The 26,822-nt window shown below is 61.3% G+C and carries 27 protein-coding genes; 13 read left to right on the forward strand and 14 right to left on the reverse strand.

Annotated features, from left to right (window positions below; genetic code table 11):
• Nucleotides 1-4 precede the first annotated feature (4 nt).
• Nucleotides 5-1,162: an efflux RND transporter periplasmic adaptor subunit gene (locus tag QRN61_RS15715; RefSeq protein ID WP_285374130.1), complete on the reverse strand. Its 1,158-nt coding sequence runs from the start codon at nucleotides 1,160-1,162 to the stop codon at nucleotides 5-7.
• Nucleotides 1,163-1,437: 275 nt separating this feature from the next.
• Between QRN61_RS15715 and QRN61_RS15720 the strand changes: the two genes are divergently transcribed.
• Nucleotides 1,438-2,139, forward strand: a complete 702-nt coding sequence (locus tag QRN61_RS15720; protein ID WP_003224662.1) for a response regulator — start codon at nucleotides 1,438-1,440, stop codon at nucleotides 2,137-2,139.
• Between the two features lie 4 nt (nucleotides 2,140-2,143).
• Nucleotides 2,144-3,445, forward strand: a complete 1,302-nt coding sequence (locus tag QRN61_RS15725; RefSeq protein WP_285374131.1) for an ATP-binding protein — start codon at nucleotides 2,144-2,146, stop codon at nucleotides 3,443-3,445.
• A 113-nt stretch (nucleotides 3,446-3,558) separates the two neighbouring features.
• On the opposite strand, the gene pncA is transcribed toward QRN61_RS15725, so the two are convergent.
• The 4 genes from pncA to QRN61_RS15745 form a co-directional block, all read right to left on the reverse strand.
• Nucleotides 3,559-4,185, reverse strand: coding sequence for a bifunctional nicotinamidase/pyrazinamidase (pncA, locus tag QRN61_RS15730; protein ID WP_285374132.1), 627 nt, complete (start codon nucleotides 4,183-4,185; stop codon nucleotides 3,559-3,561).
• Between the two features lie 49 nt (nucleotides 4,186-4,234).
• Nucleotides 4,235-4,993 carry an anti-sigma factor gene (locus QRN61_RS15735; protein ID WP_285374133.1) on the reverse strand — a complete coding sequence of 253 codons (759 nt, stop codon included), beginning with the start codon at nucleotides 4,991-4,993 and terminating at the stop codon, nucleotides 4,235-4,237.
• The gene (locus tag QRN61_RS15740) at nucleotides 4,990-5,448 is read right to left on the reverse strand and encodes a sigma-70 family RNA polymerase sigma factor (RefSeq protein WP_256214190.1); all 459 of its coding nucleotides are present in this window, start codon (nucleotides 5,446-5,448) and stop codon (nucleotides 4,990-4,992) included. The genes QRN61_RS15735 and QRN61_RS15740 overlap by 4 nt, the downstream gene beginning before the upstream one ends.
• Before the next feature lie 90 nt (nucleotides 5,449-5,538).
• Entirely contained in the window at nucleotides 5,539-6,072 is a 534-nt protein-coding gene (locus tag QRN61_RS15745) for a tetratricopeptide repeat protein (RefSeq protein ID WP_097089691.1), read from the reverse strand.
• A gap of 175 nt (nucleotides 6,073-6,247) precedes the next feature.
• On the opposite strand from QRN61_RS15745, the gene QRN61_RS15750 reads away from it, so the two are divergent.
• From QRN61_RS15750 to nudC, 3 genes are all read left to right on the forward strand, one after another.
• A complete protein-coding gene (locus QRN61_RS15750; RefSeq protein WP_285374134.1) occupies nucleotides 6,248-7,021 on the forward strand; it encodes a class I SAM-dependent methyltransferase in 774 nt (257 codons plus the stop codon).
• A 150-nt stretch (nucleotides 7,022-7,171) separates the two neighbouring features.
• The gene (locus QRN61_RS15755) at nucleotides 7,172-7,984 is read left to right on the forward strand and encodes a crotonase/enoyl-CoA hydratase family protein (protein ID WP_285374135.1); all 813 of its coding nucleotides are present in this window, start codon (nucleotides 7,172-7,174) and stop codon (nucleotides 7,982-7,984) included.
• A 6-nt stretch (nucleotides 7,985-7,990) separates the two neighbouring features.
• The gene (gene nudC / locus QRN61_RS15760; RefSeq protein WP_285374136.1) at nucleotides 7,991-8,821 is read left to right on the forward strand and encodes an NAD(+) diphosphatase; all 831 of its coding nucleotides are present in this window, start codon (nucleotides 7,991-7,993) and stop codon (nucleotides 8,819-8,821) included.
• Here the strand turns inward: nudC and QRN61_RS15765 are convergent.
• On the reverse strand, nucleotides 8,789-9,568 hold the full coding sequence (locus QRN61_RS15765; RefSeq protein ID WP_027611974.1) for a TSUP family transporter: 780 nt from the start codon (nucleotides 9,566-9,568) through the stop codon (nucleotides 8,789-8,791). The genes nudC and QRN61_RS15765 overlap by 33 nt on opposite strands.
• A 357-nt stretch (nucleotides 9,569-9,925) precedes the next feature.
• Between QRN61_RS15765 and sfnG the strand changes: the two genes are divergently transcribed.
• A complete protein-coding gene (sfnG, locus tag QRN61_RS15770; RefSeq protein ID WP_285374137.1) occupies nucleotides 9,926-11,008 on the forward strand; it encodes a dimethylsulfone monooxygenase SfnG in 1,083 nt (360 codons plus the stop codon).
• A gap of 122 nt (nucleotides 11,009-11,130) precedes the next feature.
• Here the strand turns inward: sfnG and QRN61_RS15775 are convergent, their stop codons facing one another.
• The gene (locus tag QRN61_RS15775; protein WP_007963424.1) at nucleotides 11,131-11,610 is read right to left on the reverse strand and encodes a nuclear transport factor 2 family protein; all 480 of its coding nucleotides are present in this window, start codon (nucleotides 11,608-11,610) and stop codon (nucleotides 11,131-11,133) included.
• Nucleotides 11,611-11,666: 56 nt separating this feature from the next.
• On the reverse strand, nucleotides 11,667-12,230 hold the full coding sequence (locus QRN61_RS15780) for a TetR/AcrR family transcriptional regulator (protein ID WP_103367197.1): 564 nt from the start codon (nucleotides 12,228-12,230) through the stop codon (nucleotides 11,667-11,669).
• Nucleotides 12,231-12,425: 195 nt separating this feature from the next.
• Here QRN61_RS15780 and pssA point away from each other — a divergent pair, with 195 nt between their 5' ends.
• Nucleotides 12,426-13,769 (forward strand): CDP-diacylglycerol--serine O-phosphatidyltransferase, encoded by a 1,344-nt coding sequence (pssA, locus tag QRN61_RS15785; RefSeq protein ID WP_115989828.1) that lies wholly within the window; start codon nucleotides 12,426-12,428, stop codon nucleotides 13,767-13,769.
• Nucleotides 13,770-13,892: 123 nt separating this feature from the next.
• Here pssA and efeO (QRN61_RS15790) read toward each other — a convergent pair whose 3' ends face one another.
• From efeO (QRN61_RS15790) to efeU, 4 genes are read right to left on the reverse strand one after another with little or no spacing between them, the layout of a single operon-like run.
• Nucleotides 13,893-14,717, reverse strand: coding sequence for an iron uptake system protein EfeO (efeO, locus tag QRN61_RS15790; protein WP_027611970.1), 825 nt, complete (start codon nucleotides 14,715-14,717; stop codon nucleotides 13,893-13,895).
• 25 nt (nucleotides 14,718-14,742) lie between these two features.
• Entirely contained in the window at nucleotides 14,743-16,041 is a 1,299-nt protein-coding gene (efeB, locus tag QRN61_RS15795; protein ID WP_285374138.1) for an iron uptake transporter deferrochelatase/peroxidase subunit, read from the reverse strand.
• A gap of 17 nt (nucleotides 16,042-16,058) precedes the next feature.
• Nucleotides 16,059-17,258 (reverse strand): iron uptake system protein EfeO, encoded by a 1,200-nt coding sequence (efeO, locus tag QRN61_RS15800; RefSeq protein WP_150370531.1) that lies wholly within the window; start codon nucleotides 17,256-17,258, stop codon nucleotides 16,059-16,061.
• A gap of 8 nt (nucleotides 17,259-17,266) precedes the next feature.
• Nucleotides 17,267-18,121: an iron uptake transporter permease EfeU gene (gene efeU / locus QRN61_RS15805; protein WP_150370532.1), complete on the reverse strand. Its 855-nt coding sequence runs from the start codon at nucleotides 18,119-18,121 to the stop codon at nucleotides 17,267-17,269.
• Nucleotides 18,122-18,411: 290 nt separating this feature from the next.
• On the opposite strand from efeU, the gene QRN61_RS15810 reads away from it, so the two are divergent.
• On the forward strand, nucleotides 18,412-19,428 hold the full coding sequence (locus QRN61_RS15810; protein WP_150370533.1) for an AraC family transcriptional regulator: 1,017 nt from the start codon (nucleotides 18,412-18,414) through the stop codon (nucleotides 19,426-19,428).
• Between the two features lie 21 nt (nucleotides 19,429-19,449).
• On the opposite strand, the gene QRN61_RS15815 is transcribed toward QRN61_RS15810, so the two are convergent.
• Nucleotides 19,450-19,770, reverse strand: coding sequence for a hypothetical protein (locus QRN61_RS15815; protein ID WP_150370534.1), 321 nt, complete (start codon nucleotides 19,768-19,770; stop codon nucleotides 19,450-19,452).
• Between the two features lie 81 nt (nucleotides 19,771-19,851).
• Between QRN61_RS15815 and QRN61_RS15820 the strand changes: the two genes are divergently transcribed.
• From QRN61_RS15820 to QRN61_RS15840, 5 genes are all read left to right on the forward strand, one after another.
• Nucleotides 19,852-21,516, forward strand: a complete 1,665-nt coding sequence (locus QRN61_RS15820) for an AMP-binding protein (protein WP_150370535.1) — start codon at nucleotides 19,852-19,854, stop codon at nucleotides 21,514-21,516.
• 15 nt (nucleotides 21,517-21,531) lie between these two features.
• A complete protein-coding gene (locus QRN61_RS15825; protein WP_285374139.1) occupies nucleotides 21,532-22,293 on the forward strand; it encodes an SDR family NAD(P)-dependent oxidoreductase in 762 nt (253 codons plus the stop codon).
• Nucleotides 22,294-22,305: 12 nt separating this feature from the next.
• Complete coding sequence (locus tag QRN61_RS15830; protein ID WP_150370537.1) at nucleotides 22,306-23,499, forward strand: acetyl-CoA C-acyltransferase; 1,194 nt, start codon at nucleotides 22,306-22,308, stop codon at nucleotides 23,497-23,499.
• A 147-nt stretch (nucleotides 23,500-23,646) separates the two neighbouring features.
• Complete coding sequence (locus QRN61_RS15835) at nucleotides 23,647-24,774, forward strand: acyl-CoA dehydrogenase (protein ID WP_150370538.1); 1,128 nt, start codon at nucleotides 23,647-23,649, stop codon at nucleotides 24,772-24,774.
• A 15-nt stretch (nucleotides 24,775-24,789) separates the two neighbouring features.
• Nucleotides 24,790-25,563 carry an enoyl-CoA hydratase gene (locus QRN61_RS15840; protein WP_097089717.1) on the forward strand — a complete coding sequence of 258 codons (774 nt, stop codon included), beginning with the start codon at nucleotides 24,790-24,792 and terminating at the stop codon, nucleotides 25,561-25,563.
• 106 nt (nucleotides 25,564-25,669) lie between these two features.
• Here the strand turns inward: QRN61_RS15840 and QRN61_RS15845 are convergent, their stop codons facing one another.
• Nucleotides 25,670-26,821, reverse strand: a complete 1,152-nt coding sequence (locus QRN61_RS15845; RefSeq protein ID WP_150370539.1) for an acyl-CoA dehydrogenase family protein — start codon at nucleotides 26,819-26,821, stop codon at nucleotides 25,670-25,672.
• Nucleotide 26,822 lies beyond the last annotated feature (1 nt).

The raw sequence follows: 26,822 nt of genomic DNA on the forward strand, positions 1-26,822 counted from the left end.
CTGCTTACTGACCAGAGGTCTGGGCAAGTGGAAGAGGGGTGTCGTCGATCTGCACTTTTTCGCCTGGACGGGCGTGTTGCAGGCCTTCGATGACAATGCGGTCGCCGGGCTTGAGGCCGCCGGTGACGATCCAGCGGTCGTTCTGCACCGCGCCCAGTTGCACCGGCTGCTGGGCGACGCGCATCTGCTCGTCGACGGTCAGCACCTGGGCGATACCCGCGCTGTCACGCTGCACCGCACGTTGCGGCACGGTGATGCCGTTCTGTACGGTGGCTTGTTGCAGACGTACACGGATGAAGCTGCCCGGCAGCAGGTCGAGATCGGGATTGGGGAACTCGCTGCGCAGAATGATCTGGCCGGTGCCCGGATCGACGCTGATGTCGCTGAACAGCAATTTGCCCGGCAACGGGTAGAGGCTGCCGTCATCCTGAATCAGCGTGGCCTTGACCTGATCCTGACCGACTGCCTGCAACTGCCCGGAACGGAACGCGCGACGCAGTTCGTTGAGTTCACGGGTCGACTGAGTAAGGTCGGCGTAGATCGGGTTGAGCTGCTGAATCAGCGCCAGCGGCGTGGTTTCGTTCTGCCCGACCAGCGCACCTTCAGTGACCAATGCACGGCCGACCCGCCCGGAAATCGGCGCGGTGACGGTGGCGTAGCCGAGGTTCAGCTTCGCGCGTTCCACTGCAGCTTTATTGGCCGCCACATCGGCGGCGGTTTGCCGGGCATTGGCGCGGGCGTTGTCGTAATCCTGAGCGCTGATAGCCTTGTCGTCGATCAACTGCGCGTAGCGTTGTTCCTGCAGCCTGGCCTGGAAGGCATTGGCCTCGGTCTTGCGCAACGCGGCTTCGGCGCTATCGAGATCAGCCTTGAACGGTGCCGGGTCGATGCGAAACAGCACGTCACCCTTTTTCACGTCGCTGCCTTCACGGAAGGTCCGTTGCAACACCACCCCGGCCACTCGGGCACGCACTTCGGCGATGCGTGGCGCGGCGATCCGCCCGCTCAGTTCGCTGCTGATCGACAGGGGGCGGGCCTCGATGGTCTCGATGCGCACGGTAGCTGGCGGCGCTTCTTCTTCGGCCTTCGAGGACGAATCACAGGCGCTCAGCAACAGCGCAGCGGCGATCAGGCCGAGCCCGGCCAGCAGATTTTTCGACATGTACCACCCCCAATATTGAAGCCCGCATCCTAAGGCCAGACGCCGAGGGTAGCGGTGAAGCTTTGTAGGCGCTGTGTGAAATTGTGTAAGGGTTTTACTCAGGGACGGGCGAGGGCGTATATCCTTTACGCCTTGAAATTTATTGCGACAGATAAACCGCCATCGCGAGCAGGCTCACTCCTACATTGGAACTGTGCCAGACACGAACCTTGTAGGAGTGAGCCTGCTCGCGATGAGGCCCAAACAGTCGCCACTGCATTTTCCTGGAACACCCCATGCCCAACATCCTCCTGGTCGAAGACGACACCGCCCTCGCCGAACTGATTTCCAGCTACCTGGAGCGCAACGGCTATTCCGTCAGCGTGATTGGCCGTGGTGACCACGTGCGCGAGCGGGCACGGATCAATCCGCCGGATCTGGTGATCCTCGACCTGATGCTGCCGGGCCTCGATGGCTTGCAAGTCTGCCGCTTGCTGCGCGCCGATTCGGCGACGCTGCCGATCCTGATGCTGACCGCCCGCGACGACAGTCACGATCAGGTGCTGGGCCTGGAAATGGGCGCCGACGATTACGTCACCAAACCCTGCGAGCCACGGGTTCTGCTGGCCCGGGTGCGTACTTTGCTGCGGCGCAGCAGCCTCGGTGAACCGATGACGGTCAATGACCGGATTGTGATGGGCAATCTGTGCATCGACTTGTCCGAGCGCACCGTGACCTGGCGCGAGCAACCGGTGGAACTGTCCAGCGGCGAATACAATTTGCTGGTGGTGCTGGCCCGGCATGCCGGGGAAGTGCTGAGCCGCGACCAGATCCTGCAGCGTCTGCGCGGCATCGAGTTCAACGGCACTGATCGTTCGGTGGACGTGGCGATTTCCAAGCTGCGGCGCAAGTTCGACGACCACGCCGGCGAGGCGCGCAAGATCAAGACCGTGTGGGGCAAGGGCTACCTGTTCAGCCGCTCCGAGTGGGAATGCTGAGCTAATGTTCAGAATCCTCTTTCGCCTGTATCTGGTGACGATCGTCTCCTACAGCGCGGCGATCTATCTGGTGCCGGATCTGGTGATCATGGCGTTCCGCGAGCGCTTCATCACCTACAATCTCGACTATTCGCGCGGCCTGCAATCGCTGATCACCCGGCAGTTTCACGCGGTGCCGCAGGACCAGTGGCCGGCACTGGCGCAATCGATGGACAAGGACTTCCAGCCGCTGCACATCGCACTGGCGCGCATAGACGACGCCGGGTTCACCGCCCCCGAGCAAGTGCGCTTGCGCGCCGGGGAAAACGTGGTGCGTATCGGCGATTGGGGATGGCGCACCTTGGCGGTCACGCCGCTGAACGATGACGTTGCCGTGCAAATGGTGGTACCGCCGGATCCGCTGGACGTCAATCTGTTGTACTGGAGCATCAACGTGCTGATCGGTGCGAGCATGCTCGCCTGCCTGCTACTGTGGATTCGCCCGCACTGGCGCGATCTGGAGCGCCTCAAGGGCGCTGCCGAACGCTTCGGCAAGGGCCACCTGAACGAGCGCACGCAGATCCCCGCCAGTTCCAACATCGGCAGCCTGGCCAACGTGTTCGACACCATGGCCGGCGATATCGAAAATCTGCTCAACCAGCAGCGCGACCTGCTGAATGCGGTGTCCCACGAATTGCGCACGCCGCTGACCCGTCTGGACTTCGGTCTGGCCCTGGCGCTGTCCGATGATTTGCCGGCGACCAGTCGCGAGCGCCTGCAAGGACTGGTCGCACACATTCGCGAACTGGATGAGCTGGTGCTGGAACTGCTGTCTTACAGCCGCCTGCAGAACCCGGCGCAGTTGCCGGAACAGGTCGAAGTTTCGCTGGATGAGTTCATCGACAGCATTCTGGGCAGTGTCGATGAAGAACTGGACTCGCCGGACATCGTCATCGATGTGCTGCTGCACGGTCAGCTCGAACGTTTCACGCTGGATCCGCGCCTGACCGCCCGAGCGATCCAGAACCTGCTGCGCAATGCCATGCGCTATTGCGAAAAACGCATTCAGATTGGCGTGCAGGTCAGCCCCGATGGTTGCGAGATCTGGGTCGACGACGATGGCATTGGCATCCCGGATGACGAGCGGGAGCGGATTTTCGAACCGTTCTATCGCCTTGATCGCAGCCGTGATCGGGCTACCGGTGGGTTTGGCCTGGGTCTGGCCATCAGCCGTCGGGCGCTGGAGGCGCAGGGCGGGACCTTGACGGTTGAAAGTTCGCCGCTGGGTGGGGCGCGGTTCAGGTTGTGGTTGCCTGTCATGACTTGACCCGAAACCTGTGGGAGCGGGCTTGCTCGCGAAGGCGGAGTGTCAGTCGACATAAATTAATCTGACACACCGCTTTCGCGAGCAAGCCCGCTCCCACAGGGGGTTTGTGTTGGTCAGATCAGTTGGTTCGACTGAATCAAGCCAACCCCGGCCGTCTGCATCCGCTCCATCGCCGCTGCCAGTGACCCATCCCTGTCAATGGCACCACAGGCATCCAGCACCACGAACGCGTTGAACCCCGCCGCCCGTGCATCCAGCGCAGAAAACATCACGCAGAAATCCAACGCCAGACCGACCATGTACACCGTGTCGATACCGCGCTCCTTCAGATAACCGGCCAGACCGGTGGTGGTGCGCCGGTCCGCTTCGAGAAACGCCGAATAGCTGTCGATGTCCGGATTACAGCCCTTGCGGATGATCAGTTGCGCGTGCGGCAGGTTCAGCTCGGGGTGAAACTCGGCGCCGGCAGTGCCTTGCACACAATGCTCCGGCCAGAGTACCTGCTCGCCGTAGGGCAACTGAATTACCTCGTAAGGCTGGTGTCCGGGGTGGCTTGAGGCAAAGGACGCGTGGCCGCTCGGGTGCCAGTCCTGGGCAATCACCACCTGTTTGAACAGGCCACCGAGGCGATTGATCAGCGGCACGATCTGATCGCCTTCGGGCACGGCCAACTGGCCGCCGGGGATGAAGTCGTTCTGCACGTCAATGACCAGCAGGGCGGTGCGGGGTGAAATCTGCATCGGGGCTTCCTCCTTGGATAATCACCCGCTCAGCATAGTGGAGCGGCACTCACGCGCCCAGCTTGTCGACCAGGTGTTTTGCCAGGTCTTCCAGCGCCAGCGCCGGGTTGTGCCCGATCAACATCCACGCATGCTCACCTTCGGTCCAGTACACCACGTTCATTTCGTGGCGCCGTTCGTGCGCCAAAGGCTGGCTGCCACTGTTGGAGCGAGTCACGCACAAGGCCAGCGGCCCGTGTTTCGCATCGAGATAGGTCAGTTGCGCAATCGGCACACCGTCGTACTCGAGCATTTGTGCACGCTTGAGTTCGGCGCCCGGCAACTTCACCAGTGCCGGCGACAGACTCAGCCCCAATCGTGCATCCACCGCACGCAGTTGCACGCGCTGGCTGGCTTCGTCACTGGGCAAATGATCGAGCGTTTGCGGCACATACAGCGCCATATAGTCGCCCACCAAGGCGCGCCAGTTATGCGCTTGCTGTGACTGCCAGGCGAGAAACAGGCGATCGGCCAACACGCCGCCCGCCAGCAGACTCGCGGCGGCCGCACCGATGAACCAGCGTCGGCTCAGGCCTGGCTGCTGAGGGGCGGGGATGGCATCGAGGCGCGCCTGCAAACGTTCCAGCGGTGCCTGTTGCGCCAGTTCGTCATAGGCATCCTTGTACGGCAGGCTGCTGCGTTCGAACCATTGCACGCGCAGGCTGAGCAACGGGTCGTCGGCAATCGCGCTGTCGAGCTGGCTGCGATACGCGGGGTCCAGCTCGTCATCGAGGTAGGCCACCAGTTGTTCGTCGGAGGGCCTGTTCATGGGTGGTCACCTCCGGTGGTTTTCGGCACGGCTTGCAGGGGCGGATATTCAGCCAGTTTCAGTCGCGCGGTGGCCAGACGGCTCATCACCGTGCCGATCGGCACTTGCAGGATCTCGGCGACTTCGCGGTAGGACAGGCCTTCGACATAGGCCAGGTACACGGTTTCGCGTTGGGTCTCCGGCAACGCATCGACCCGGCGGATCACCTGCGCCGCCATCACATGAGTCTGCGCGGCGTATTCGCCATCGAAGGCCAGTTGCCCGTCGGCATCGACCTGACCGGCGCCCTGACGCACCCGGCGGGCGCGCACTTCGTTGAGCCAGATTGAATGCAAGATGCTCAGCAGCCAGCGATCCATGCGCGTGCCGGCCACATATTGGCCGACACGTTCCAGCGCCCGCACACACGTGGCCTGCACCAGATCCTCGGCCACGTGACGATTGCGCGACAGCAGCAGGCCGTAGCGCCACAGCCGCGCCAGATGCTGTCCGAGTTCCGCTCTGAATGCCTGATCGCTGACGATGATGGCGTTCCTTTATCTATGTCAGGTTTTCGATGAATCGTTGATGGCTTCAGCCAGGTCCTGGTATTCCTCGCAGGCGGTGCCGCAAATCGATTTGATCTGCTGCAATTGCTCCTGCGCCAGGTCGACGCGGCCTTTGATCACATAGGCTTCGCCGAGGTATTCACGCACTTGCGCGTACTGCGGATCGAGTTTCACCGATTGCAGGTAATAGCCGATGCCTTCATCGGTACGCCCCAGTTTTCGCGTGGCGTAACCGCGATAGTTGAGGGCTTTGGCGGTGTTCGGTTGTTGCAGGGTGTCGAGCAGGGCCAGGGCCTCTTCGTAGCGACCGTCCTTGGCCAATCGGTAGGCATAGTCGGTGCGATCGACATCCCGTACGGCGCTGCTGGTCTGCAGCACACATTTCTGTGATTTGCTGTCCCAGACCTGGCCTTTGGGGCAGTTGGGCTTCTGCACGGGCGCGCTTTCATCACCGTTGGCAAACGCCATCGATGCGGACAACACGGTGACCAGCAGCAACGGGGCGGCGAACATAACGGAACGGATAGTCATGGGCAAGGCTCCACAGAGGGTTATGTTTCACTTTGAACACCACAGCCCGGCATTTTATTCATTGCTTTGTCAGGCTCTGTTCAAGGTACGCGCAAATCGCGGCGTTATGCTCGGCTACGCCTGCCGTCCATCCAGCGCTTTGCCATGCCCCGGCGCTGACACACGAGGAACTGCCATGAAAGATCAGGTCCATCACTCCGCTGCTGCCGGCTACAAGACTGCCGCTGACACCTACATCAAGGGCCGCCCGGACTACCCGCCGCAGGTCAGCCAGTGGCTGACCCAGACGTTGGGTCTGGACAGTCACAAGACCGTCATCGATCTGGGCGCCGGCACCGGCAAGTTCACCGGACGGCTGGCGGCCACCGACGCGCAGGTGATCGCCGTGGAACCGGTGGCGCAGATGCTGGAAAAACTTTCCGCTGCCTGGCCGCAGGTGTTGGCGGTGAGCGGTACCGCGACCGATCTGCCACTGCCTGACGCGTCGGTGGATGCAGTGGTCTGCGCGCAGGCGTTCCATTGGTTCGCCACCCCGGAAGCCCTGACGGAAATCGCCCGCGTGCTCAAGCCTGGCGGCAAGCTTGGCCTGATCTGGAACCTGCGCGATACGCAGGTCAGCTGGGTGCCGAAACTCGATGCCATCGTCAACGCGCTGGAGGGGGACACGCCGCGTTACTACACCGGTCAATGGCGCGAAGCGTTTCCGCATCCGGCGTTCGGGGCGCTGCAGTTGCAGCAGTTTCATCACGGACACACCGGCTCGCCCGAGGACGTGATTTTCAATCGGGTGCGCTCCACCAGCTTCATTGCGGCCTTGCCGCAGGCGCAGCGCGACCAGGTTGATGAGCAGATTCGCGCGTTGATTGCCTCGGAGCCGGCGTTGCGTGGGCGGCATGTGCTGACGGTGCCTTATGAGACGGCGGCTTATGTGGCGGTGAAGGTCGGTTAGATCGGCGGTGCAGCCCTTCGCGAGCAGGCTCGCGAAGAGGCCAGCCCTGACACTGCATCTCTCGAAGCAGTCCCGCATTTGGCCGAACCGCCATCGTGATGCCTTGTTATAGTTCGGGCCTCATTTTCTGCCCGGTAAAGGATCACTGCCATGACTCAATACACCGCCTTCAGCGTCGAACTGGCCGACAACATCGCGCATGTGCAGATCAATCGCCCGGAAAAGATCAACTCGATGAACGCCGCGTTCTGGAGCGAGATCGTCGAGATTTTCCAGTGGATCGATGACACCGACGAAGTGCGGGTGGTGGTACTGAGTGGCAACGGCAAACACTTTTCCTCGGGCATCGACCTGATGATGCTCGCCGGCGTCGCCAATGAGCTGGGCAAGGACGTCGGCCGTAATGCGCGCCTGCTGCGGCGCAAGATCCTCACCCTGCAAGCCTCGTTCAACGCCGTCGACAACTGCCGCAAACCGGTACTGGCGGCGATTCAAGGCTATTGCCTCGGCGGTGCGATCGACCTGATCGCCGCGTGCGACATGCGCTACGCCGCCGAAGACGCGCAATTCTCGATCAAGGAAATCGATATCGGCATGGCCGCCGATGTTGGCACTTTGCAACGGTTGCCACGGATCATCGGGGACGGCATGCTGCGTGAACTGGCTTACACCGGGCGCACTTTCGGCGCAGATGAAGCGCGCAGCATCGGTCTGGTCAATCGTGTTTACACTGACAAGGAGCTGCTGCTCGAAGGCGTGATGGACATTGCTCGCGAGATCGCCAGCAAATCGCCAATCGCGGTCACCGGCACCAAGGAAATGATCAGCTACATGCGCGACCATCGCATCGACGACGGCCTCGAATACGTTGCCACCTGGAACGCCGCCATGTTGCAATCCACCGACTTGCGCGTGGCCATGGCCGCCCATATGAGTAAACAGAAACCCGAATTTCTGGATTGAGAAACCATGACAGCTCGCTGGACCACTGCAGTACTGGACACCGATCAACCCGGCGGCTGGGCCGTGGCGCGCAGTCCCGAAGGCTTTCTGTTCGATGACAACGGCGCACTGTTCCCGCGGGAATGGCTCAAGCGCCAGGACTTGTCGGTCCTCACTGAACACGGCATCGGCCACCTCGATGGCGAGCCCGTGTATCTGCTGGAGCTGCGCAGTTCCAGCGAGGTGCCGGGCTGCAACTGGAAAGGCCTGCGGGCGTTCATGCTCGATGGCGATCACACGATCTACAAAGTGCTGGGCTATGCCGCGCAGATCGGCACCTGGGCGCGTGAACATCGCTTTTGCGGCAACTGTGGGCAGGCGATGACGCAGGTGCCGCGCGAGCGAGCGATGTATTGCCAGCCGTGCGATCTGCGCAGTTATCCGCGCATTTCGCCGAGCATGATTGTGCTGATCACCCGGGGCGACGAAATCCTGCTGGCGCGCTCACCGCGTTTCGTCACCGGGGTCTACAGCACACTGGCCGGGTTTGCAGAACCGGGGGAGTCGGCCGAGGATTGCCTGATTCGCGAGGTGCGCGAGGAAGTCAGCATCGAAGTGAAGAACATCCAGTACATGGGCAGCCAGTGCTGGCCGTTCCCGCATTCGATGATGCTCGGCTTCCATGCCGAATACGCCGGGGGCGAGATCGTCTGCCAGGAAGACGAGATCGAAGACGCCCAATGGTTCAACGTGCACGATCTGCCGCCGTTGCCGGCGTCAAAATCGATTGCCCGTTATCTGATCGACGTCTACGTGGCCCGCCGCTTAGGCCACGCTGAACCAGTGTTGCCAGGCTAGGCGCACGGTCAAACCCAATACCACGGTGATGAACACCGGACGAATGAACTTGGCGCCGCCGCTGATCGCGGTGCGCGCCCCGAAGAACGCGCCGACCATCACCGACAGGCCCATGCTCAGGCCGATGATCCAATCCACTTGCCCGGAGAACACGAACACCGACAGCGCCGCGATGTTGCTGACGAAGTTCATGCTGCGCGCCACGCCGCTGGCCTTGACCAGATCGATCGGGTAGAGCAGCAGGCTGCTGACGGTCCAGAACGCACCCGTGCCAGGGCCGGCCACGCCGTCGTAGAAACCGAGGCTGAAGCCTTGGGTCGATTGCCATTTCTTCTTGATCGGCGCGTCGCTGTCCAGTGGCGCTTTGGGCGTGCCGCCGAACAACAGATACAGGCCACAGGCGAAGACGATCACCGGCAGCATCTTGTTCAGCCATTCCGCCGGCAGGTAGTGCGCGACGATGGCACCGGTGAGCGCGCCGACCAGGGTGCCGACGATCGCGTGCATCCACTGCCGGGGGTGGAACAGTTTGCGTCGGTAGAAGGTGAAACTGGCGGTGGCCGAGCCGAACGTCGAACTGAGTTTGTTGGTGCCCAGCACCAGGTGCGGTGGCAGGCCGGCAGTGAGCAGCGCCGGGGTGGTCAACAGACCGCCGCCGCCGGCAATGGCGTCGATGAAACCGGCAATGAAAGCGACAAGGGCCAGAACGGCCAGAGTGGTGAGGTCAACGCTGAGTTCGAAAGGCATGGAATCGGCTTATTCGGCAGGGCGCAGAAGGGCTGCGGGGAAGGGCTGACATGTTACTCATTTCCAAGTGTTGCGGCGACCCGTAAAGCCCCATCGCTGGCAAGCCAGCTCCCACAGAGATCTCTAGTGAACACAAATGTTGCGAACATACCGGAAACCTGTGGGAGCTGGCTTGCCAGCGATGAGGTCAGCTCAGACACCAACTATTCAACTGTTGCCCAACCAACACCTCGACAACAAATCACCCTCCAACAATGCAACTCCATCAGCCTCAAGCCCAATAAAACCGGCCCTCTGGACGCTGGCACGCTTGCTGCTCTGTCCCATTGACCTTCCCAATGTCCCGAGGACACGCCAATGAGCAAGCAAGCCGTGAAATTCGCCTACTGGGTGCCGAACGTCAGTGGCGGCCTGGTGGTCAGCAAGATCGAGCAGCGCACCGACTGGGGCATCGACTACAACCGCAAACTGGCGCAATTCGCCGAAGCGGCGGGGTTCGAGTACGCCCTGACGCAGATCCGCTTTACCGCCGGTTACGGTGCCGAGTTCCAGCATGAGTCGGTGGCGTTCAGTCATGCGCTGCTGGCCGCCACCAGCAAACTCAAGGTCATCGCGGCGATTCTGCCGGGCCCATGGCAACCGGCGCTGGCAGCCAAGCAGTTGGCGACCATCGATCAACTCACCAACGGCCGGATTGCGGTCAATATCGTCAGCGGTTGGTTCAAGGGCGAATTTCAGGCCATCGGCGAACATTGGCTGGAACACGACGAGCGCTACCGGCGTTCCGAGGAATTCATCCGCTCGCTGCGCGGGATCTGGAGCCAGGATAACTTCAGCTTTCGCGGCGACTTCTACCGCTTCGACCATTACACCCTCAAACCGAAACCGCTGGGCCGCCCGGAAATCTTTCAGGGCGGCAGTTCCCGTGCGGCACGAGACATGGCGGCGCGGGTCTCGGACTGGTATTTCACCAACGGCAACAGTGTCGAAGGGATCAAGGCGCAGGTCGATGACATCCGGGCCAAAGCGGCGGCCAACAATCATTCGGTGAAGATCGGCGTCAACGCCTTCGTGATTGCTCGCGACACTGAAGAAGAGGCGCGTGCTGTACTGGCGCAGATCATCGATCAGGCTGACCCGGAAGCGGTTAACGCCTTTGGTGACGCGGCGAAGCAGGCGGGCAGGGCGTCGCCGGAGGGTGAGGGTAACTGGGCGAAATCGACGTTCGAGGATCTGGTGCAGTACAACGACGGCTTCAAGACCAACCTGATCGGCACGCCACAGCAGATTGCCGAGCGGATTGTGGCGTTGAAAGCGGTGGGGGTGGATCTGGTGTTGGCGGGGTTTCTGCACTTTCAGGAGGAGGTGGAGTATTTCGGCAAGCGGGTGTTGCCGTTGGTGCGGGAACTGGAGGCTGAAAGGACTGCCGCAGTAGCCTGACCCCAACAAATCTCCTGTAGGAGTGAGCCTGCTCGCGATTGCGTATGAACAGTCGATATTCAGGCTGACTGACACACCGCTATCGCGAGCAGGCTCACTCCTACAATTGGAACTATGTGAATTTACAGACCGAGATCGGAGAGCCCCGGATGATCATCCGGACGCCGCCCCAGCGGCCAATGGAACTTGCGCTCGCTTTCCTTGATCGGCATGTCGTTGATGCAGGCATAGCGCTGGAACATCAGCCCGTGCTCATCGAACTCCCAGTTTTCATTGCCGTAGGAACGAAACCAGTTGCCCGAATCGTCGCGCCATTCATAGGCGTAGCGCACGGCAATCCGCGTGTCAGAGTAGGCCCAGAGTTCCTTGATCAGGCGGTAGTCGAGTTCCTTGGCCCATTTACGGGTCAGGAAGGCCTTGGCTTCTTCGCGGTTGTTGGCGAACTCGGCGCGGTTGCGCCATTTTGTGTCGAGGGTGTAGGCCAGCGACACCTTCTCGGGATCGCGAGAGTTCCAGCCATCCTCGGCCAGACGTACTTTTTCGATAGCCGATTCACGGTTGAACGGCGGTAAAGGCGGACGCACTTGGGCAGCAGTCGACATTGTCAGTCTCCCGATCTAATTAACGATTAAACAACGGTTGAGGCTTATTTAAGGCGTTACAGGTCCAATAACTTACGCGCCATGCATTGCGCATTATCAGCGGCACTGTGATCACCCATCACAAGCGCTACGGTAATGGCGCCGTCAATCAGGATCAGCAATTGTCTGGCCAGACGTTGCGGATCTTCGACGCCATGTTCGGTACACAGCTCGCACAGGTAGTCGAGCAGCTTCTGTTTGTGGTCTTTGGCGACCTGGCGCACCGGGTCTTCGGGGTCACCGGTCTCGCCACTGGTATTGATGAAGGCACAGCCGCGGAAGCCTTCCGAGGCGAACCAGCCCTTGAGTACGGTAAACAGGTTGAGCAGGCGGTCGGCCGGGGTTTCGGCCTGATCGACGGCGCTGCGGTACCAGTGCATCCAGCGCACGTCGCGGCGTTGCAGGGCGGCGACGGTCAGTTCTTCCTTGTTGGCGAAGTAGCGGTAGATGCTTTTTCTGGAGACGCCGGCGGTTTTCACCAGAAGATCCATGCCGGTGGCGGCGATGCCACTTTTGTAGATCAACTTTTCGGTGACATCCAGAATGATGTCGCGGGTCGAGGTGTCAGTGATTTCGTTCATGCGGCTAACAGTAGAACGATCGTTCTCCTTGGTCAAGCAGTGATTTTCAGATTGCTTTCGCGAGCAGGCTCGCTCCCACAGGGGAATGCATTCGCGAGCCTGCTCGCGAAGGGGGCATTACAGACAGTAACAAGACCCGAACCGGTTGATGGTGTAAGCTCTCGGGTTCTTCGGATTCGACCCATTGCGAGCCCTATGCCGTTGCTTTTCAAACGCTCTTTGCTGCCCAAACTGCGCAGCTTTCCGCTGACTGCCGAGGCCGTGACCATTCTGTCCGGCGCCGCCGAGTTCCGTCGTTGCCTGCTGGAGAAAATCGCTGAGGCGACCCGGCGCATCTACATCGTTGCGCTGTATCTGCAGCACGACGAGGCCGGTCAGGAAATCCTCGATGCCTTGCACGCCGCCAAGCTCAAGCGCCCGGAGCTGGAGATCGTCGTGGTGGTTGACTGGCTGCGCGCCCAGCGCGGGTTGATCGGCGCCGGCAAACAGCCGGGCAACTCGGCGTGGTATCAGGAAATGACCCGCACCCATCAGAGCGAAGTGCCGGTCTACGGCGTACCGGTGCAGACCCGCGAACTGTTCGGCGTCCTGCATCTGAAAGGCTTCGTGATCGACGATTGCGTGGTTTACAGCGGTGCGAGCCTGAACAACGTCTACCTGCACAAGTTCGACAAGTACCGTTTCGACCGCTACCACGTGCTGCACAGCCGCGAACTGGCGGATTCAATGCATCACCTGGTCAAGCACGGTCTGATCGAATCCAAGGCTGTGCATCGCCTCGACCTGCCGAACCTGCCGACTACCCGCAGCTTGCGCAACGACATCGGCGACCTGCGCAGCCGTCTCAAATATGCGGCGTACGACACCAGCGCCGGCAGCACCGCGCATACCGGCCTGTCGGTAAGTCCGCTGCTGGGCGTGGGCAAGAACAACCCGTTGAACCGGGTGATTGTCGAGCTGATCGCCAGTGCGCAACAGCAGCTGACCATCTGCACGCCGTACTTCAACCTGCCGCTGCCGATCATCCGCGAGGTCAACCGTGCGCTGGCCCGTGGGGTGAAGATCGACATCGTGGTCGGCGACAAGACGGCCAACGATTTCTACATTCCGCCGAGCGAGCCGTTCAAGGTGATTGCGGCGCTGCCGTATCTGTACGAAATCAGCCTGCGGCGTTTTGCCAAGCGGCATCAGCGCAACATCGACAGCGGCCAGTTGAACCTGCATCTGTGGCGTGATGGCGACAACAGCTATCACCTCAAGGGCATGTGGGTCGACCAGCGCTATACGCTGCTGACCGGCAACAACCTCAATCCACGGGCGTTCCGTCTCGACCTGGAAAACGCGCTGTTGATCGATGATCCGCAAGGCGAGTGGCTTGAGCCACGGGCGAAGGAACAGCAGGAGATTTTCCGCAACACCACGCGGATTGCCAGCTTCCAGAACCTGGAAACCTTGCCGGAGTACCCGGCGGGGGTGGCGAAGTTTTTGAAGCGTGTGAGTCGGGTGCGGATCGAGCGGTTGCTGTACCGGATTTTGTAAACTTTCAGATTATTCGGTGCGGTTAAAACCGCTATCGCGAGCAGGCTCACTCCTACAGGGGAATGCATTCCAACTGTGGGAGTGAGCCTGCTCGCGATGGGGCACTTAAGGCCTCTACATCAATCAGTTCAAACCGAGCTTGCCACGCAATGTGGACAGATCTTCCGCCAAGGTATTGACCGGGCCAACCAGCGCCTTGCGATCGTTGTCCTTCACCTTGTCATAAGTCTCGAAACCACCGTCCTTGGTCTTGTACTTGGCAAGGATCTTGTCCACGGTGGCGAAGTTCTTGTCGACTTTGGCAACAAACGCCTTGTCCTGTTTTTCGATCTGCGGACGGAACAGGTCGACGATTTTCTTCGCGCCGTCGATGTTGCCCTGGAAGTCGTACAGGTCGGTGTGGCTGTAACGGTCTTCTTCACCGGAGATCTTGGTCGCGGCAACCTCTTCCAGCAGAGCAGCCGCACCACCGACAACTTTCTCCGGCGGGAAGGTCAGGCCGGCGACGCGGGTCTGCAGGTCTTTCACGTCGCTGTCCAGCTTGTCAGCCAGAGCGGTCAGGCCTTCAGTGGTTTTCTCCGAGAACAGCGAATATTCAATGCGGTGAAAACCGGTGAAGTCTTCAGCCTTCACGCCTTTTTCGTGGTCGTCGACGCGCGAGTCGATGGACGCATCAAGGTCACTGAACAGCTCGGCAATCGGCTCGATCGACTCGTAGTAGACGCGGGTCGGCGCGTAGAGCTTTTGCGCGGTGGCCAGGTCACCTTTTTTCACCGCATCGGTGAATTGTTTGGTGTGGCTGCCCAGTTCATCCAGTTGCTCGGTGACGTAGATCTTGTAGTCCGACACCGGGCCGACCAGATCCAGTGGCGCCGTCGCGGCGAACGCCGACAGCGGGGTGTTGAGCAAACCGAGGGTCAGCAGTAACGCGAGTGGCGACTTTTTCATGGAGCGGCTCCGAGGTTTTTTATGGTTAGGCAGCTGTTTTGGGTTGGGTGGCGTTGAGCAGCGAGCGACCGATGAAATCCTTGTCGCCGGTGACACCCGGAAGGGTGAAGAAGTAACCGCCGCCGACCGGTTTGAGGTATTCCTCAAGCGGCTCGCCGTTGAGCCGGGTCTGCACGGTGATGAAGCCTTTTTCCAGATCGGCCTGGTAGCAGATGAACAGCAGGCCCATGTCGAGCTGGCCGTTCTTGTTCACACCGTTGGAGTAGTTGAACGGCCGGCGCAGGATCAGATTGGCCTGGCTCGCGGTGGTGCGCGGGTTGGCCAGGCGAATGTGTGCGTCGAGCTTGGTCAGTTTGCCTTCCGGGTCTTTGCTGTAATCCGGGACTTCGGTCTCGTGCTGCGAGCCCATCGGCGCGCCAGTGGTCTTGACCCTGCCGATGATGCTTTCCTGTTCCTGCAACGGCGTACGGTCCCAGCGCTCGACGAAGTTACGGATGATCCGCACCGCTTGATAGCTGCCGTGGGCCGCCCAGGCCGGCTCATCGCTGCCCGGTTGCACCCAGACGATCTTGTCCATGGCCTTGGCGTCGTTGGAATCGGGGTTGGCCGAGCCGTCACGGAAACCGAGGAAGTTACGCGCCGATTGCGCCGGCACACCCGGTTTGGCCGGAGCTTGCGGCGGCACGCTGCCTTCCTGCTTCCAGCGCACCAGCAGCAGGTCCGGCAGGTTCTTGACGATGTCGCGCAAGGCGTGAATGTTGGTGTCGGCAGTGTTCGAGCAGAACTGCAGGCTCAAGTCGCCGTGGCAGCAATCGGCCTCCAGCGCATCGTTGGGGAAGCCGACCATGCGTTGCAGGCGCTTCGGTTTGGCGGCGGCCAGACCGAAGCGCTCGTCGAACAGCGATTCGCCTACCGAGACGGTGATGGTCAGGTTGTCCGGGGTCACCACCGGGCCGAGAATGCCGGAATCCGGCGGCGGCAGTTTCGGGTCGATCTGCGCCACCGGGCCGCCCTTCATCAGGAACGCGATGCGCTCGTTGAGGGTACGGAACAGCCGCTCAAGGTCTTCGCGATCGCTAGCCAGTACGTCGAACGACACGAACATGCCGGACGCCGGACGCGGGGTGACGATCCCGGTCTGGTGCACGCCGTGGAAATCATGGCGGTCTTCGGTCTTGTCGCTGCTCGGCGCTTCGGTGACTTGCGCCGGCGCTGCAGCCATGGCCGGGCAGCTCAGGGCCGAACCGGCCAGGGCGACGCCGGCGACACCCATGCCCATCAGCAGGCGGCGACGTTGCAGATCGAGGTTTTGCAATTCTTTCATCGGTATTCGTCTTCTGCTTACAGGCCGGAAAGGCCGAGGGCGGGATCGATGCCATCCAGAGCGTCAGCCAGGGCCTGAGCCTTGTCGGCGATCTGTTTGCGTTGTTCACCACTGACCGTGTCGTAAGTGGCGTAGCCGTCCTTGACCTTGAAGCTGTTCAGTACGCTGTCGAAATCACTCAGCGCCGCGTCGATTTTCGGCAGCAGATCCGGCGCCGATTTGGTCAGCATTGGCCGCAGCAGCTCGACCACTTTGTGCGCGGTTTCCAGGTTGCTGGCGAAGCCATTGAGATCGGCGTGGCTGTAGCGTTCCTCTTCACCGCTGGCGGCGCGCACGTCGGCCAGGGTGTTGAGGTTGCGCACCACGATGCTCACCAGTTGCTCCGGTGGCAGCGATTGGGCCAGCAGTTGCTGTTTTAGGGTGGTGACGTCGGCCAGCAGGCGCTCGGCGACCGGGTTCAAGCCGTCGAGGCTGCGTTGCTGGAACAGTGCATATTCGACGCGGTGGAAGCCGACGAAGGCCGGATCCTGCTCACGCTTTTCGAAATAATCGGCGCGGGCATTGATGCTGTTGTCCAGTTCCGCCAGGCGTTGCGCGGCTGGGGCCAGGCGCTGGTAAGCGGCACGCGCCGGCAGGTACAGCGCCTGCGCCTGACTCAGGTCGCCGCTGCTGATCGCCTGATTCAGGGCGGTCACGGCTTTGATCAGCGCGCTGCTCTGGCTCGCCAGATACACGCGGAATTCCGACAGTGGCCCAACGAAAGCGACCATCGATGGCTTGGCCTTGGCGGCAGCATCGGAGGCTGCCGTCGGCGTCACGTGCAGTACGCCACGCGGATTGCTCAGCAGACCGCAAGTGATCGCGTAGTCGCCGGGTTGCAGATTGGCGTTGATCACCTGGCTCAGGCCCGGCGCGATGTTTTCGCGCTCTTCGATCACCAGCACGCCGTCGAGGATTTCCCATTCCACCGCCCGGTCGGAGCGGTTGACGATGCGGAAACTGGCGCGACCGGCGGGAACCGTCAGCTCGTTCGGCTCGCAACTGTGCGCGTTGATGTTGACCACCACTTCGTCATGGTTGTGCTGACGCTTGGCCGCGGCCATTTTCGAGGCGTAGTAGAACAGGCCACCGGCGGCGATCATCACGACCACCGAACCGGCCACCGCCCAGCGCAAGGCGCGGGGAGGCGAGGCCTGAGGAGTATTAGGCTTTGACATGGAGGCCCTTATTGGCTGGAAACGGAAGACGATTTGCCGGCGGCGTCAGCGCTGGAGGAGGGCGCGGCGGGGTAGAAAAACATCACCAGCGCCAACACCAGATAGATCAGGTACGCACCGAGGGTGCTGACCGTCGGCGCATCCTGATAACCGAACATGCCGGCCAGCACTGAGCCCAGCGGGCCGTCCATCGGCAGCGTCGCGCTGAAGTCGAACAGCACGGTCTGCAGGTGATTCCACACACCGGCTTCATGCAGGGCTTGCACCGAATTGGCGAGGATCCCGGCGGCGACCACCAGAATGAACAACCCGGTCCACTTGAAGAATGCCGACAGGTTCAGGCGCATGCTGCCGCTGTAGATCAGGAAACCGACAACGATTGCCAGCACCAGGCCAAGCAGGGCGCCGATCGGCGCGCCCGGGCCTTCGCTCTGCTGGAACACAGCGAGCAGGAAGAACACGGTTTCCAGGCCTTCGCGAGCCACGGCGAAGAACACCATGGCGATCAGCGCGATCACTTGATGCTTTGACGAGGTCAGGGCGTGATCGAGCGAGGCTTGCAGCGAATGCTTGATCGAGCGCGCAACCTTGCGCATCCAGAACACCATCGAACTGAGAATGCCCACCGCGACGAGTCCGACAATGCCTTCAAACAACTCCTGCTGTTTCTGTGGGAATTCGGCGCTGACCAGTTCCAGGCCACCGCCAACCAGCAGTGCCAGAGCGGCGGCGAGGAAGACGCCGATCCACACTGCCGGCATCCACTGGCCACGACCGGTCTGTTGCAGGTAGCTGGCGATGATGCCAACGATCAGCGCGGCTTCAATGCCTTCGCGCAACATGATCAGAAAGGGAACGAGCATTCGGTGTCCACTAAGTCATTCGAAGAAGTTACAAGTTGTAACATAATGACAACCATTCTCACATGACAATGATTGACATAAACCTGAACGCAAGCTGAACAACCTGTTTTTTGCCACGCACAAATCCCTGTGGGAGCGGGCTTGCTCGCGAAGGCGGCGCGTCAGTCGATAAGGATGTTGCTGACACATCGCCTTCGCGAGCAAGCCCGCTCCCACAGGGGATTCGTGCTGAATTCGCATCCTGCGTTAAGATGCCACTCACTCGAAAACAACAAGGTCTGCCTCGCTCCATGTCGGAAAAAGACACCATCGCCGTGCAACTGGTGCGTGAAGCGCTGCTGCAAAGTTGTGCCCCGGGCGTGGCCACGGATGAAGTCTTGAACAAGGTCGGGATTGCTCCGGCGCTGCTGCACAGCGAGCAAGGTCGGGTGCCTGCCTCGCAATACGCCAGACTCTGGCGCTTGCTGGCCCGGCGCGGCGATGACGAGTTCTTCGGCATGGATCCGCGTCGGCTAAAGTCCGGCAGCCTTGAGTTCCTTTGCCGCAGCGCCATGGCGCAACCGACGCTGGCCACCGGTCTGGGCATGGGCCTGAATTTCCTCTCCTTGATGCTGGAAAAAATGCCCGCGCAATTGGCGCATCAGCAGAGCCTGGCGGAAATCGTCCTGTTCGAAGACGATCCCGAGCCGCGTCGGGCGTTTACCTATTTCACCTACTGGATGATCGTCCACGGTGTGGCCTGCTGGCTGGCGGGGCGGCGGATTCCGATTCTGGCGATCGAACTGCGCTGCGCCGAGCCGGATTTCTGCGACGACTACCGGGTGATGTTCTCGGAAAACCTGCGCTTCGAGCGTCCGCGTACGCGGATGATCTTTGCTGCTGACTGTCTCGACCTGCCGATCAAGCGTTCGGCTGAAGAATTGAAACGCTTTCTGGCCCATGCACCCGCGAACATTCTGGTGAAATACCGCGACCCGGAAAGCCTTGCCAGCCGAATCAAGCAGGATCTGCGGCAGCTACCCGCCGGACAGTGGCCGGAAACCGACGCCCTGGCGCAACAGCTGTGCATGTCCGCCTCGACCCTGCGCCGACGATTGTCCGAGGAGGGGCAGACCTATCAGGGGCTCAAGGACAGCGTGCGCAAGGAACTGGCAATCAGTTGGCTGGCGGAGCCGTCGATCAGTTTCGTCGAAATCGCGACGCGGCTGGGGTTTGCCGATGCGAGCTCGTTCTACAAGGCGTTTCGCAAGTGGTCGGGATCGAATCCGGGGCATTACCGCACCCTGATCCTTAACGAAGCGGTCTGATCCGGATTGTTTGTAGCCTGATCAGGCCTCTTCGGGAGCAAGCCCCCTCCCACATTTGAAATGCATTTTTCCTGGTATTTGCAGCCTGCCTGGATTGCTCAGGTGGCCATCATTTGAAATGCATTGTTCCTGTGATGTGCAGCCTGCCTGGCTTACCCAGGTGGACTTCCATTTGAAATGCATTCCTTCTTTGATTGCAGCCTCCCTTGCTTTTGTGGCTGATCCCTCATTGTGAAATGCAATTCCCTGTGGGAGAGGGCTTGCTCCCGAAGGCGTCAGTCCAGCCTGTACATCTCTCGAACCTTGGCCAAACCAGTCAGCCACTTTGATGGCTTTGACCATTGCCGCTTCAGCGCCGCAGCGCGACTATCCCTGTGTTGTTTACGGTTCCCAGCCTAATAAAAACACCGAGGGATTCTGGCAATGCGCGATTACTTGTCTGCCACCGAACAGTTCAACTATCAGCACACCGTGGACGCTGCGCTCAGCGGCACGCTGGAGGCGCTCAACGCCTGCGTCGAATGTTGCGACCGCCACGCCTTGCCGGGGCGCATTGCGTTGTTCTGGGAGGGCCGCGACGGTGCGAGTGCCACGTACACCTTCAGTGAGCTGCAAGACCAAGCCGCGCGTTTCGCCAATTTCCTTCTCGAACAAGGCGTGCAGAAGGGCGACAAGGTCGCCGGCCTGCTGCCACGCAACATCGAATTGCTCATCACCGTGTTCGCCACCTGGCGCATCGGCGCGGTGTATCAGCCGTTGTTCACCGCATTCGGCCCCAAGGCCATCGAACATCGCCTGAACAGTTCCGGCGCCAAAGTGGTGGTCACCGACGCGGTCAACCGGCCGAAACTCGCTGAAGTCAGCGAATGCCCGACCATCGTCACCGTCGGCGGCGCCAAGGGCCAGGGCATCGTCCGTGGCGATTTCAGTTTCTGGGCCGAGCTGGCCAACTATTCCAATCTCTGCGAGCCGGTGCTGCTGAGCGGCGAAGACCCGTTCCTGCTGATGTTCACCTCGGGCACCACCGGTCCGTCGAAAGCACTGTCGGTGCCGCTCAAGGCGATCGTCGCGTTCCAGAGCTACACCCGCGACGCGGTAGATCTGCGTCCCGAAGATTCGTTCTGGAACGTCGCCGATCCGGGCTGGGCCTACGGCATCTATTTCGGCGTCACCGGCCCTATGTCGATGGGGCACCCGATCACCTTTTACGATGGCCCGTTCACCCTCGAAAGCACCTGCCGGGTGATCAACAAATACGGCATCACCAACCTCACTGGCTCGCCGACCGCGTACCGCTTGCTGATTGCCGGTGGCAACGAGTTCGCCAAGTCGATCAAGGGCAAGCTGCGCATCGTCAGCAGCGCCGGCGAACCGCTGAACCCGGAAGTGATCCGCTGGTTCGCCGACAATCTCGACGTGGTGATTCACGACCATTACGGCCAGACCGAACTGGGCATGGTCCTGTGCAACCATCACGGTCTGGAGCACCCGATCCACCTCGGCGCCGCCGGTTTCGCCTCGCCGGGCCATCGCATCGTGGTGCTCGACGAGCAGTACAACGAACTCGGCGTCGGCCAGCCGGGCATTCTCGCCATCGACCGCACCCAGTCGCCGATGTGCTGGTTCGGCGGCTACGAGGGCGTGCCGACCAAAGCCTTCGTCGGCGATTACTACCTCAGCGGCGACACGGTGGAATGGAACCCGGACGGCAGCATCAGCTTCGTCGGCCGCAGTGATGACGTGATCACTACTTCCGGCTACCGCGTCGGCCCGTTCGACGTCGAAAGCGCGCTGATCGAACACCCGGCGGTGGTCGAAGCCGCCGTGGTCGGCAAGCCGGATCCGGAGCGTACCGAACTGGTCAAGGCCTTCGTCGTGCTCAACCCGCAATACCGCGCCGAACCGGCGCTGGCCGAAGAGCTGCGGCAACACGTGCGCAAGCGTCTGGCCGCGCATTCGTACCCGCGTGAAATCGAATTTGTCAGCGAATTGCCGAAAACCCCAAGCGGCAAATTGCAGCGCTTTATCTTGCGCAACCAGGAAATCGCCAAGGCTCAAGAGGCTGCGGCGCATAACGTTTCAGCTTGAATCAGGAAGTCAGTCATGCAGATCGAGAACAAGGTTTTTATCGTCACCGGCGGCGCCTCCGGCCTGGGTGCGGCCAGCGCTGAATTGCTGGTCAGTGCCGGCGCCAAAGTGATGCTGGTGGACATGAATGCCGAAGCGGTAGCCGCGCAGGCGCAGCGCCTCGGCGCGCACAGCGTGGTGGCTGACATCAGCGATGAAGCCGCCGCCGAAGCTGCGGTGCAGGCAACGCTGAAAGCCTTTGGCAGCCTCAACGGTCTGGTCAACTGCGCCGGTATCGTCCGTGGCGAAAAGATCCTCGGCAAGAACGGCCCGCATGCGCTGTCGAGTTTTGCCCAGGTGATCAACGTCAACCTGATCGGCAGTTTCAACATGCTGCGTCTGGCCGCGGCGGCCATCGCCGAGAGCGAAGCCAATGCCGATGGCGAGCGCGGGGTAATCATCAACACCGCTTCGGTCGCTGCGTTCGACGGCCAGATCGGCCAGGCCGCGTATTCCGCCTCCAAAGGCGCGATCGCCAGCCTGACCCTGCCGGCCGCCCGTGAACTGGCGCGTTTCGGCATCCGCGTGATGACCATCGCCCCGGGCATTTTCGAAACCCCGATGATGGCCGGCATGACCCCGGAAGTGCGCGAGTCGCTGGCCGCTGGCGTGCCGTTCCCGCCGCGTCTTGGGAAACCTGCCGAGTACGCCGCGCTGGTTCGGCATATCATCGAAAACAGCATGCTCAATGGTGAGGTGATCCGTCTCGACGGCGCCTTGCGCATGGCCGCCAAGTAAGGAGGATTTGTCATGACTATTGCCAACGATCCTATTGTTATCGTCAGCGCCGTCCGCACCCCGATGGGCGGTTTTCAGGGCGAACTGAAAAGCCTCACCGCGCCGCAACTCGGTGCTGCCGCTATCAAGGCAGCGGTTGAGCGCGCCGGGGTTGCCAGCGATGCGGTCGACGAAGTGTTGTTCGGTTGCGTATTGCCGGCCGGCCTCGGTCAGGCGCCGGCGAGGCAGGCGGCACTGGGTGCCGGGCTGGATAAATCGACGCGCTGCACCACCGTCAACAAAATGTGCGGCTCGGGCATGGAAACCACCATTCTCGCTCACGACATGCTCTTGGCCGGCAGCGCCGATATAGTGATCGCCGGCGGCATGGAAAGCATGTCCAACTCGCCATACTTGCTCGACCGTGCTCGCGCCGGTTACCGCATGGGCCATGGCCGGGTGCTCGATTCGATGTTCCTCGACGGCCTCGAAGACGCCTACGACAAGGGCCGTCTGATGGGCACCTTCGCCGAAGACTGCGCCGAAACCAACGACTTCAGCCGCGAAGCCCAGGATGCGTTTGCCATCGCTTCGACCACTCGGGCCCAACAGGCGATCAAGGACGGCAGCTTCAAGGCCGAGATCGTGCCGCTGACCGTGACCGTCGGCAAAGAGCAGGTGCTGATCAGCAACGACGAGCAGCCGCCGAAAGCCAAACTGGACAAAGTCGCCTCGCTGAAACCGGCGTTCCGCGAAGGCGGCACGGTGACGGCGGCCAACTCCAGCTCGATCTCCGACGGTGCGGCGGCACTGGTGCTGATGCGCCAGTCGCAAGCGCAGAAACTCGAGCTTAAACCGCTGGCGGTGATTCACGGCCACGCGGCATTTGCCGACACGCCGGGCCTGTTCCCGGTGGCACCGATTGGCGCGATCAAAAAGCTGGTGAAGAAGACTGGTTGGGCGTTGAACGAGGTCGATCTGTTCGAAATCAACGAAGCGTTCGCCGTGGTGGCGATGGCGGCGATGACCCACCTGGAAATCCCCCACGACAAGCTCAACGTGCACGGCGGCGCCTGCGCGCTGGGCCATCCGATCGGTGCCTCGGGCGCGCGGATTCTGGTGACCTTGCTCTCGGCCCTGCGCCAGAAAAACCTGAAACGCGGGATTGCGGCGATCTGCATCGGCGGCGGTGAAGCCACGGCCATGGCCGTGGAATGCGTGTATTAACGTTGGCAACGGACCCTGTGGGAGCGGGCTTGCCCGCGATGGCGGTGGGTCAAACAGCCAATATGTTTACTGACACGGCCCCATCGCTGGCAAGCCAGCTCCCACAGGGTTATGTGTGGTAACCCGGATTTAAGTTAAGGATTCACCATGATTCCCAACGAAGACCAGACCCAGATCCGCGACATGGCCCGACAGTTCGCCGAGGAACGGCTGAAACCGTTCGCCGCCGAGTGGGATCGCGAGCATCGTTTCCCCAAGGAAGCCATCGGCGAGATGGCCGAGCTGGGCTTCTTCGGCATGCTTGTGCCGGAGCAGTGGGGCGGCTGTGACACCGGCTACCTGGCGTACGCCATGGCCCTGGAGGAAATCGCCGCCGGCGACGGCGCCTGCTCGACCATCATGAGCGTGCACAACTCGGTGGGCTGCGTGCCGATCCTCAAGTTCGGCAACGACGATCAGCGCGAACGCTTCCTCAAACCGCTGGCCAGCGGTGCGATGCTCGGTGCGTTCGCATTGACCGAGCCGCAGGCCGGCTCCGACGCCAGCAGCCTGAAAACCCGCGCGCGTCTGGAAGGTGAGCACTACGTGCTGAACGGCTGCAAACAGTTCATCACTTCCGGGCAGAACGCCGGGATCGTGATCGTGTTTGCGGTGACCGATCCGAGTGCCGGCAAACGCGGGATCACCGCGTTCATCGTGCCCACCGATTCGCCCGGCTACAAAATCGCCCGGGTCGAAGACAAGCTCGGCCAGCATGCGTCGGACACCTGCCAGATTCTGTTTGAAGACGTGAAGGTGCCGGTCGCCAACCGCTTGGGTGAGGAGGGCGAAGGCTACAAAATCGCCCTGGCCAACCTCGAAGGCGGGCGGGTCGGCATCGCCTCGCAAGCGGTGGGCATGGCCCGCGCTGCGTTCGAAGCGGCCCGCGACTATGCACGTGAGCGCGACACTTTCGGCAAACCGATCATCGAGCACCAGGCGGTGGCCTTCCGTCTCGCCGACATGGCCACGCAGATCGCCGTCGCCCGGCAGATGGTGCATTACGCGGCGGCCCTGCGCGATAGCGGTCAGCCGGCGCTGGTCGAGGCTTCGATGGCGAAACTGTTCGCCTCGGAAATGGCCGAGAAAGTCTGCTCGATGGCGTTGCAGACGCTGGGCGGTTACGGTTATCTCAACGATTTCCCGCTGGAACGCATCTACCGCGACGTACGCGTGTGCCAGATCTACGAAGGCACCAGCGACATTCAGCGCATGGTTATTTCGCGCAATCTCTGACAAGGAATCTTGCCCATGACTTACGAAACGATTCTGCTGGAAAACCACGGCCGCGTCGGCCTGATCACCCTCAACCGCCCGCAGGCGCTGAATGCCCTGAACGCGCAACTGGTCAGCGAAGTGAATCATGCCCTCGACGGCCTGGAAGCGGATGCGAACATTGGTTGCATCGTCATCACCGGTTCGAAGAAAGCCTTCGCCGCCGGTGCCGACATCAAGGAAATGGCCGAGCTGACCTACCCGCAGATCTACATGGATGATCTGTTCAGCGACAGCGACCGCGTGGCTAACCGGCGCAAGCCGATCATCGCTGCGGTCAACGGCTTTGCCCTCGGCGGCGGCTGTGAACTGGCGTTGATGTGCGACTTCATCCTGGCCGGTGACAACGCCAAATTCGGTCAGCCGGAAATCAACCTCGGCGTGCTCCCAGGCATGGGCGGCACCCAGCGCCTGACCCGCGCCGTGGGCAAAGCCAAGGCCATGGAAATGTGCCTCAGCGGGCGGATGATCGATGCGGTGGAAGCCGAACGCTGCGGCATCGTTGCGCGGATCGTGCCGAGTGATGAACTGCTCGACGAGGCGCTGAAAGTCGCCGCGGTGATCGCCAGCAAGTCGTTGCCGATTGCGATGATGGTCAAGGAAAGCGTCAACCGTGCGTTTGAGGTCAACCTGACTGAAGGCGTGCGCTTCGAGCGCCGGGTGTTCCATGCGGCGTTTGCCACGCAGGATCAGAAGGAAGGCATGGCGGCGTTTGTGGCCAAGCGTGCGCCGGAATTTCAGGGCAAATAATGCGCTGAGCTGACTAACGCCTTCGCGAGCAAGCCCGCTCCCACATGGGATTTGTGTACGACGCAGATCCAATGTGGGAGCGGGCTTGCTCGCGAAGCTTTTGGCGTTACAACTGATAGTTCTTCAATTCCCGGGCAATCACCATCCGCTGAATCTCGCTCGAGCCTTCATAGATCTGGGTAATCCGTGCATCGCGGTAGTACTTCTCGACCGGATAGTCCTCCAGATACCCATACCCGCCATGAATCTGAATCGCCGAGGAGCAGACCTTTTCGGCCATTTCCGAGGCGAACAGTTTGGCCTGTGATGCCTCCGACAGGCACGGTTTGCCCGCCGTGCGCAGGCGCGCCGCGTGCAGGATCATCAAGCGCGCCGCGTTGATTTGCATGTGCATGTCGGCCAGCAGGTTGGCGATGCTCTGGTGTTCGTTGATCGGCTTGCCGAACTGGATGCGATCGCGGGAATACACCAGCGCCGCCTCAAACGCGGCCCGGGCGATGCCCAAGGCTTGCGCGGCGATGCCGATGCGGCCGCCTTCGAGGTTGGACAGGGCAATCGCCAGACCCTTGCCGCGCTCGCCGAGCAGATTGGCCTCGGGAATGCTGCAGTTGTTCAGGGTCACCGCGCAGGTGTCGGAGGCGCGAATCCCCATTTTGTGTTCGGTGCGATCGACGATGAAACCCGCAGTACCGGTGGGCACCAGGAACGCGGAAATGCCTTTCTTGCCCAGATCCGGATCGGTCACCGCAAACACGATCGCCAGTTTCGCCCGTTTGCCATTGCTGACGAATTGCTTGGCGCCGTTGATCACCCACTGGCCGTCGCGCAGTTCGGCGCGGGTGCGCAGGTTGTGCGCTTCGGAGCCGGCCTGCGGTTCGGTGAGGCAGAAGCAGCCAATCGTCTGGCCACTGGCGAGATCCGCCAGCCAGGTCTTTTTCTGTTCTTCGCTGCCGTAATTCATCACCGGCCCGCAGCCCACCGAGTTGTGGATGCTCATGAACGCACCGGTGGCGCCGTCACCGGCAGAGATTTCTTCCACCGCCAGCGCATAGGCCACGTAATCGACGTAAGTGCCGCCCCATTCCTCGGGCACCACCATGCCGAGCAGACCGAGTTCGCCCATCTTTGCCACCAGCGCGTCGTCGATCCAGCCGGCCTTTTCCCAGGCTTGCGCATGCGGTGCGATTTCGCCACGGGCAAAGTCCCGGGCCATGTCGCGGATCATCACTTGTTCTTCAGTCAGTTCGAGATCGTGCATG

Source organism: Pseudomonas sp. lyk4-TYG-107, from assembly GCF_030209055.1.
Taxonomy (GTDB): Bacteria; Pseudomonadota; Gammaproteobacteria; order Pseudomonadales; family Pseudomonadaceae; genus Aquipseudomonas; species Aquipseudomonas putida_A.

Coding starts and splice junctions, on each gene's coding strand:
- QRN61_RS15715 (WP_285374130.1), bottom strand. CDS start 1,162: ATGTCGAAAAATCTGCTGGCCGGGCTCGGCCTGATCGCCGCTGCGCTG.
- QRN61_RS15720 (WP_003224662.1), top strand. CDS start 1,438: ATGCCCAACATCCTCCTGGTCGAAGACGACACCGCCCTCGCCGAACTG.
- QRN61_RS15725 (WP_285374131.1), top strand. CDS start 2,144: ATGTTCAGAATCCTCTTTCGCCTGTATCTGGTGACGATCGTCTCCTAC.
- pncA (WP_285374132.1), bottom strand. CDS start 4,185: ATGCAGATTTCACCCCGCACCGCCCTGCTGGTCATTGACGTGCAGAAC.
- QRN61_RS15735 (WP_285374133.1), bottom strand. CDS start 4,993: ATGAACAGGCCCTCCGACGAACAACTGGTGGCCTACCTCGATGACGAG.
- QRN61_RS15745 (WP_097089691.1), bottom strand. CDS start 6,072: ATGACTATCCGTTCCGTTATGTTCGCCGCCCCGTTGCTGCTGGTCACC.
- QRN61_RS15750 (WP_285374134.1), top strand. CDS start 6,248: ATGAAAGATCAGGTCCATCACTCCGCTGCTGCCGGCTACAAGACTGCC.
- QRN61_RS15755 (WP_285374135.1), top strand. CDS start 7,172: ATGACTCAATACACCGCCTTCAGCGTCGAACTGGCCGACAACATCGCG.
- nudC (WP_285374136.1), top strand. CDS start 7,991: ATGACAGCTCGCTGGACCACTGCAGTACTGGACACCGATCAACCCGGC.
- QRN61_RS15765 (WP_027611974.1), bottom strand. CDS start 9,568: ATGCCTTTCGAACTCAGCGTTGACCTCACCACTCTGGCCGTTCTGGCC.
- sfnG (WP_285374137.1), top strand. CDS start 9,926: ATGAGCAAGCAAGCCGTGAAATTCGCCTACTGGGTGCCGAACGTCAGT.
- QRN61_RS15775 (WP_007963424.1), bottom strand. CDS start 11,610: ATGTCGACTGCTGCCCAAGTGCGTCCGCCTTTACCGCCGTTCAACCGT.
- QRN61_RS15780 (WP_103367197.1), bottom strand. CDS start 12,230: ATGAACGAAATCACTGACACCTCGACCCGCGACATCATTCTGGATGTC.
- pssA (WP_115989828.1), top strand. CDS start 12,426: ATGCCGTTGCTTTTCAAACGCTCTTTGCTGCCCAAACTGCGCAGCTTT.
- efeO (WP_027611970.1), bottom strand. CDS start 14,717: ATGAAAAAGTCGCCACTCGCGTTACTGCTGACCCTCGGTTTGCTCAAC.
- efeB (WP_285374138.1), bottom strand. CDS start 16,041: ATGAAAGAATTGCAAAACCTCGATCTGCAACGTCGCCGCCTGCTGATG.
- efeO (WP_150370531.1), bottom strand. CDS start 17,258: ATGTCAAAGCCTAATACTCCTCAGGCCTCGCCTCCCCGCGCCTTGCGC.
- efeU (WP_150370532.1), bottom strand. CDS start 18,121: ATGCTCGTTCCCTTTCTGATCATGTTGCGCGAAGGCATTGAAGCCGCG.
- QRN61_RS15810 (WP_150370533.1), top strand. CDS start 18,412: ATGTCGGAAAAAGACACCATCGCCGTGCAACTGGTGCGTGAAGCGCTG.
- QRN61_RS15815 (WP_150370534.1), bottom strand. CDS start 19,770: ATGGTCAAAGCCATCAAAGTGGCTGACTGGTTTGGCCAAGGTTCGAGA.
- QRN61_RS15820 (WP_150370535.1), top strand. CDS start 19,852: ATGCGCGATTACTTGTCTGCCACCGAACAGTTCAACTATCAGCACACC.
- QRN61_RS15825 (WP_285374139.1), top strand. CDS start 21,532: ATGCAGATCGAGAACAAGGTTTTTATCGTCACCGGCGGCGCCTCCGGC.
- QRN61_RS15830 (WP_150370537.1), top strand. CDS start 22,306: ATGACTATTGCCAACGATCCTATTGTTATCGTCAGCGCCGTCCGCACC.
- QRN61_RS15835 (WP_150370538.1), top strand. CDS start 23,647: ATGATTCCCAACGAAGACCAGACCCAGATCCGCGACATGGCCCGACAG.
- QRN61_RS15840 (WP_097089717.1), top strand. CDS start 24,790: ATGACTTACGAAACGATTCTGCTGGAAAACCACGGCCGCGTCGGCCTG.
- QRN61_RS15845 (WP_150370539.1), bottom strand. CDS start 26,821: ATGCACGATCTCGAACTGACTGAAGAACAAGTGATGATCCGCGACATG.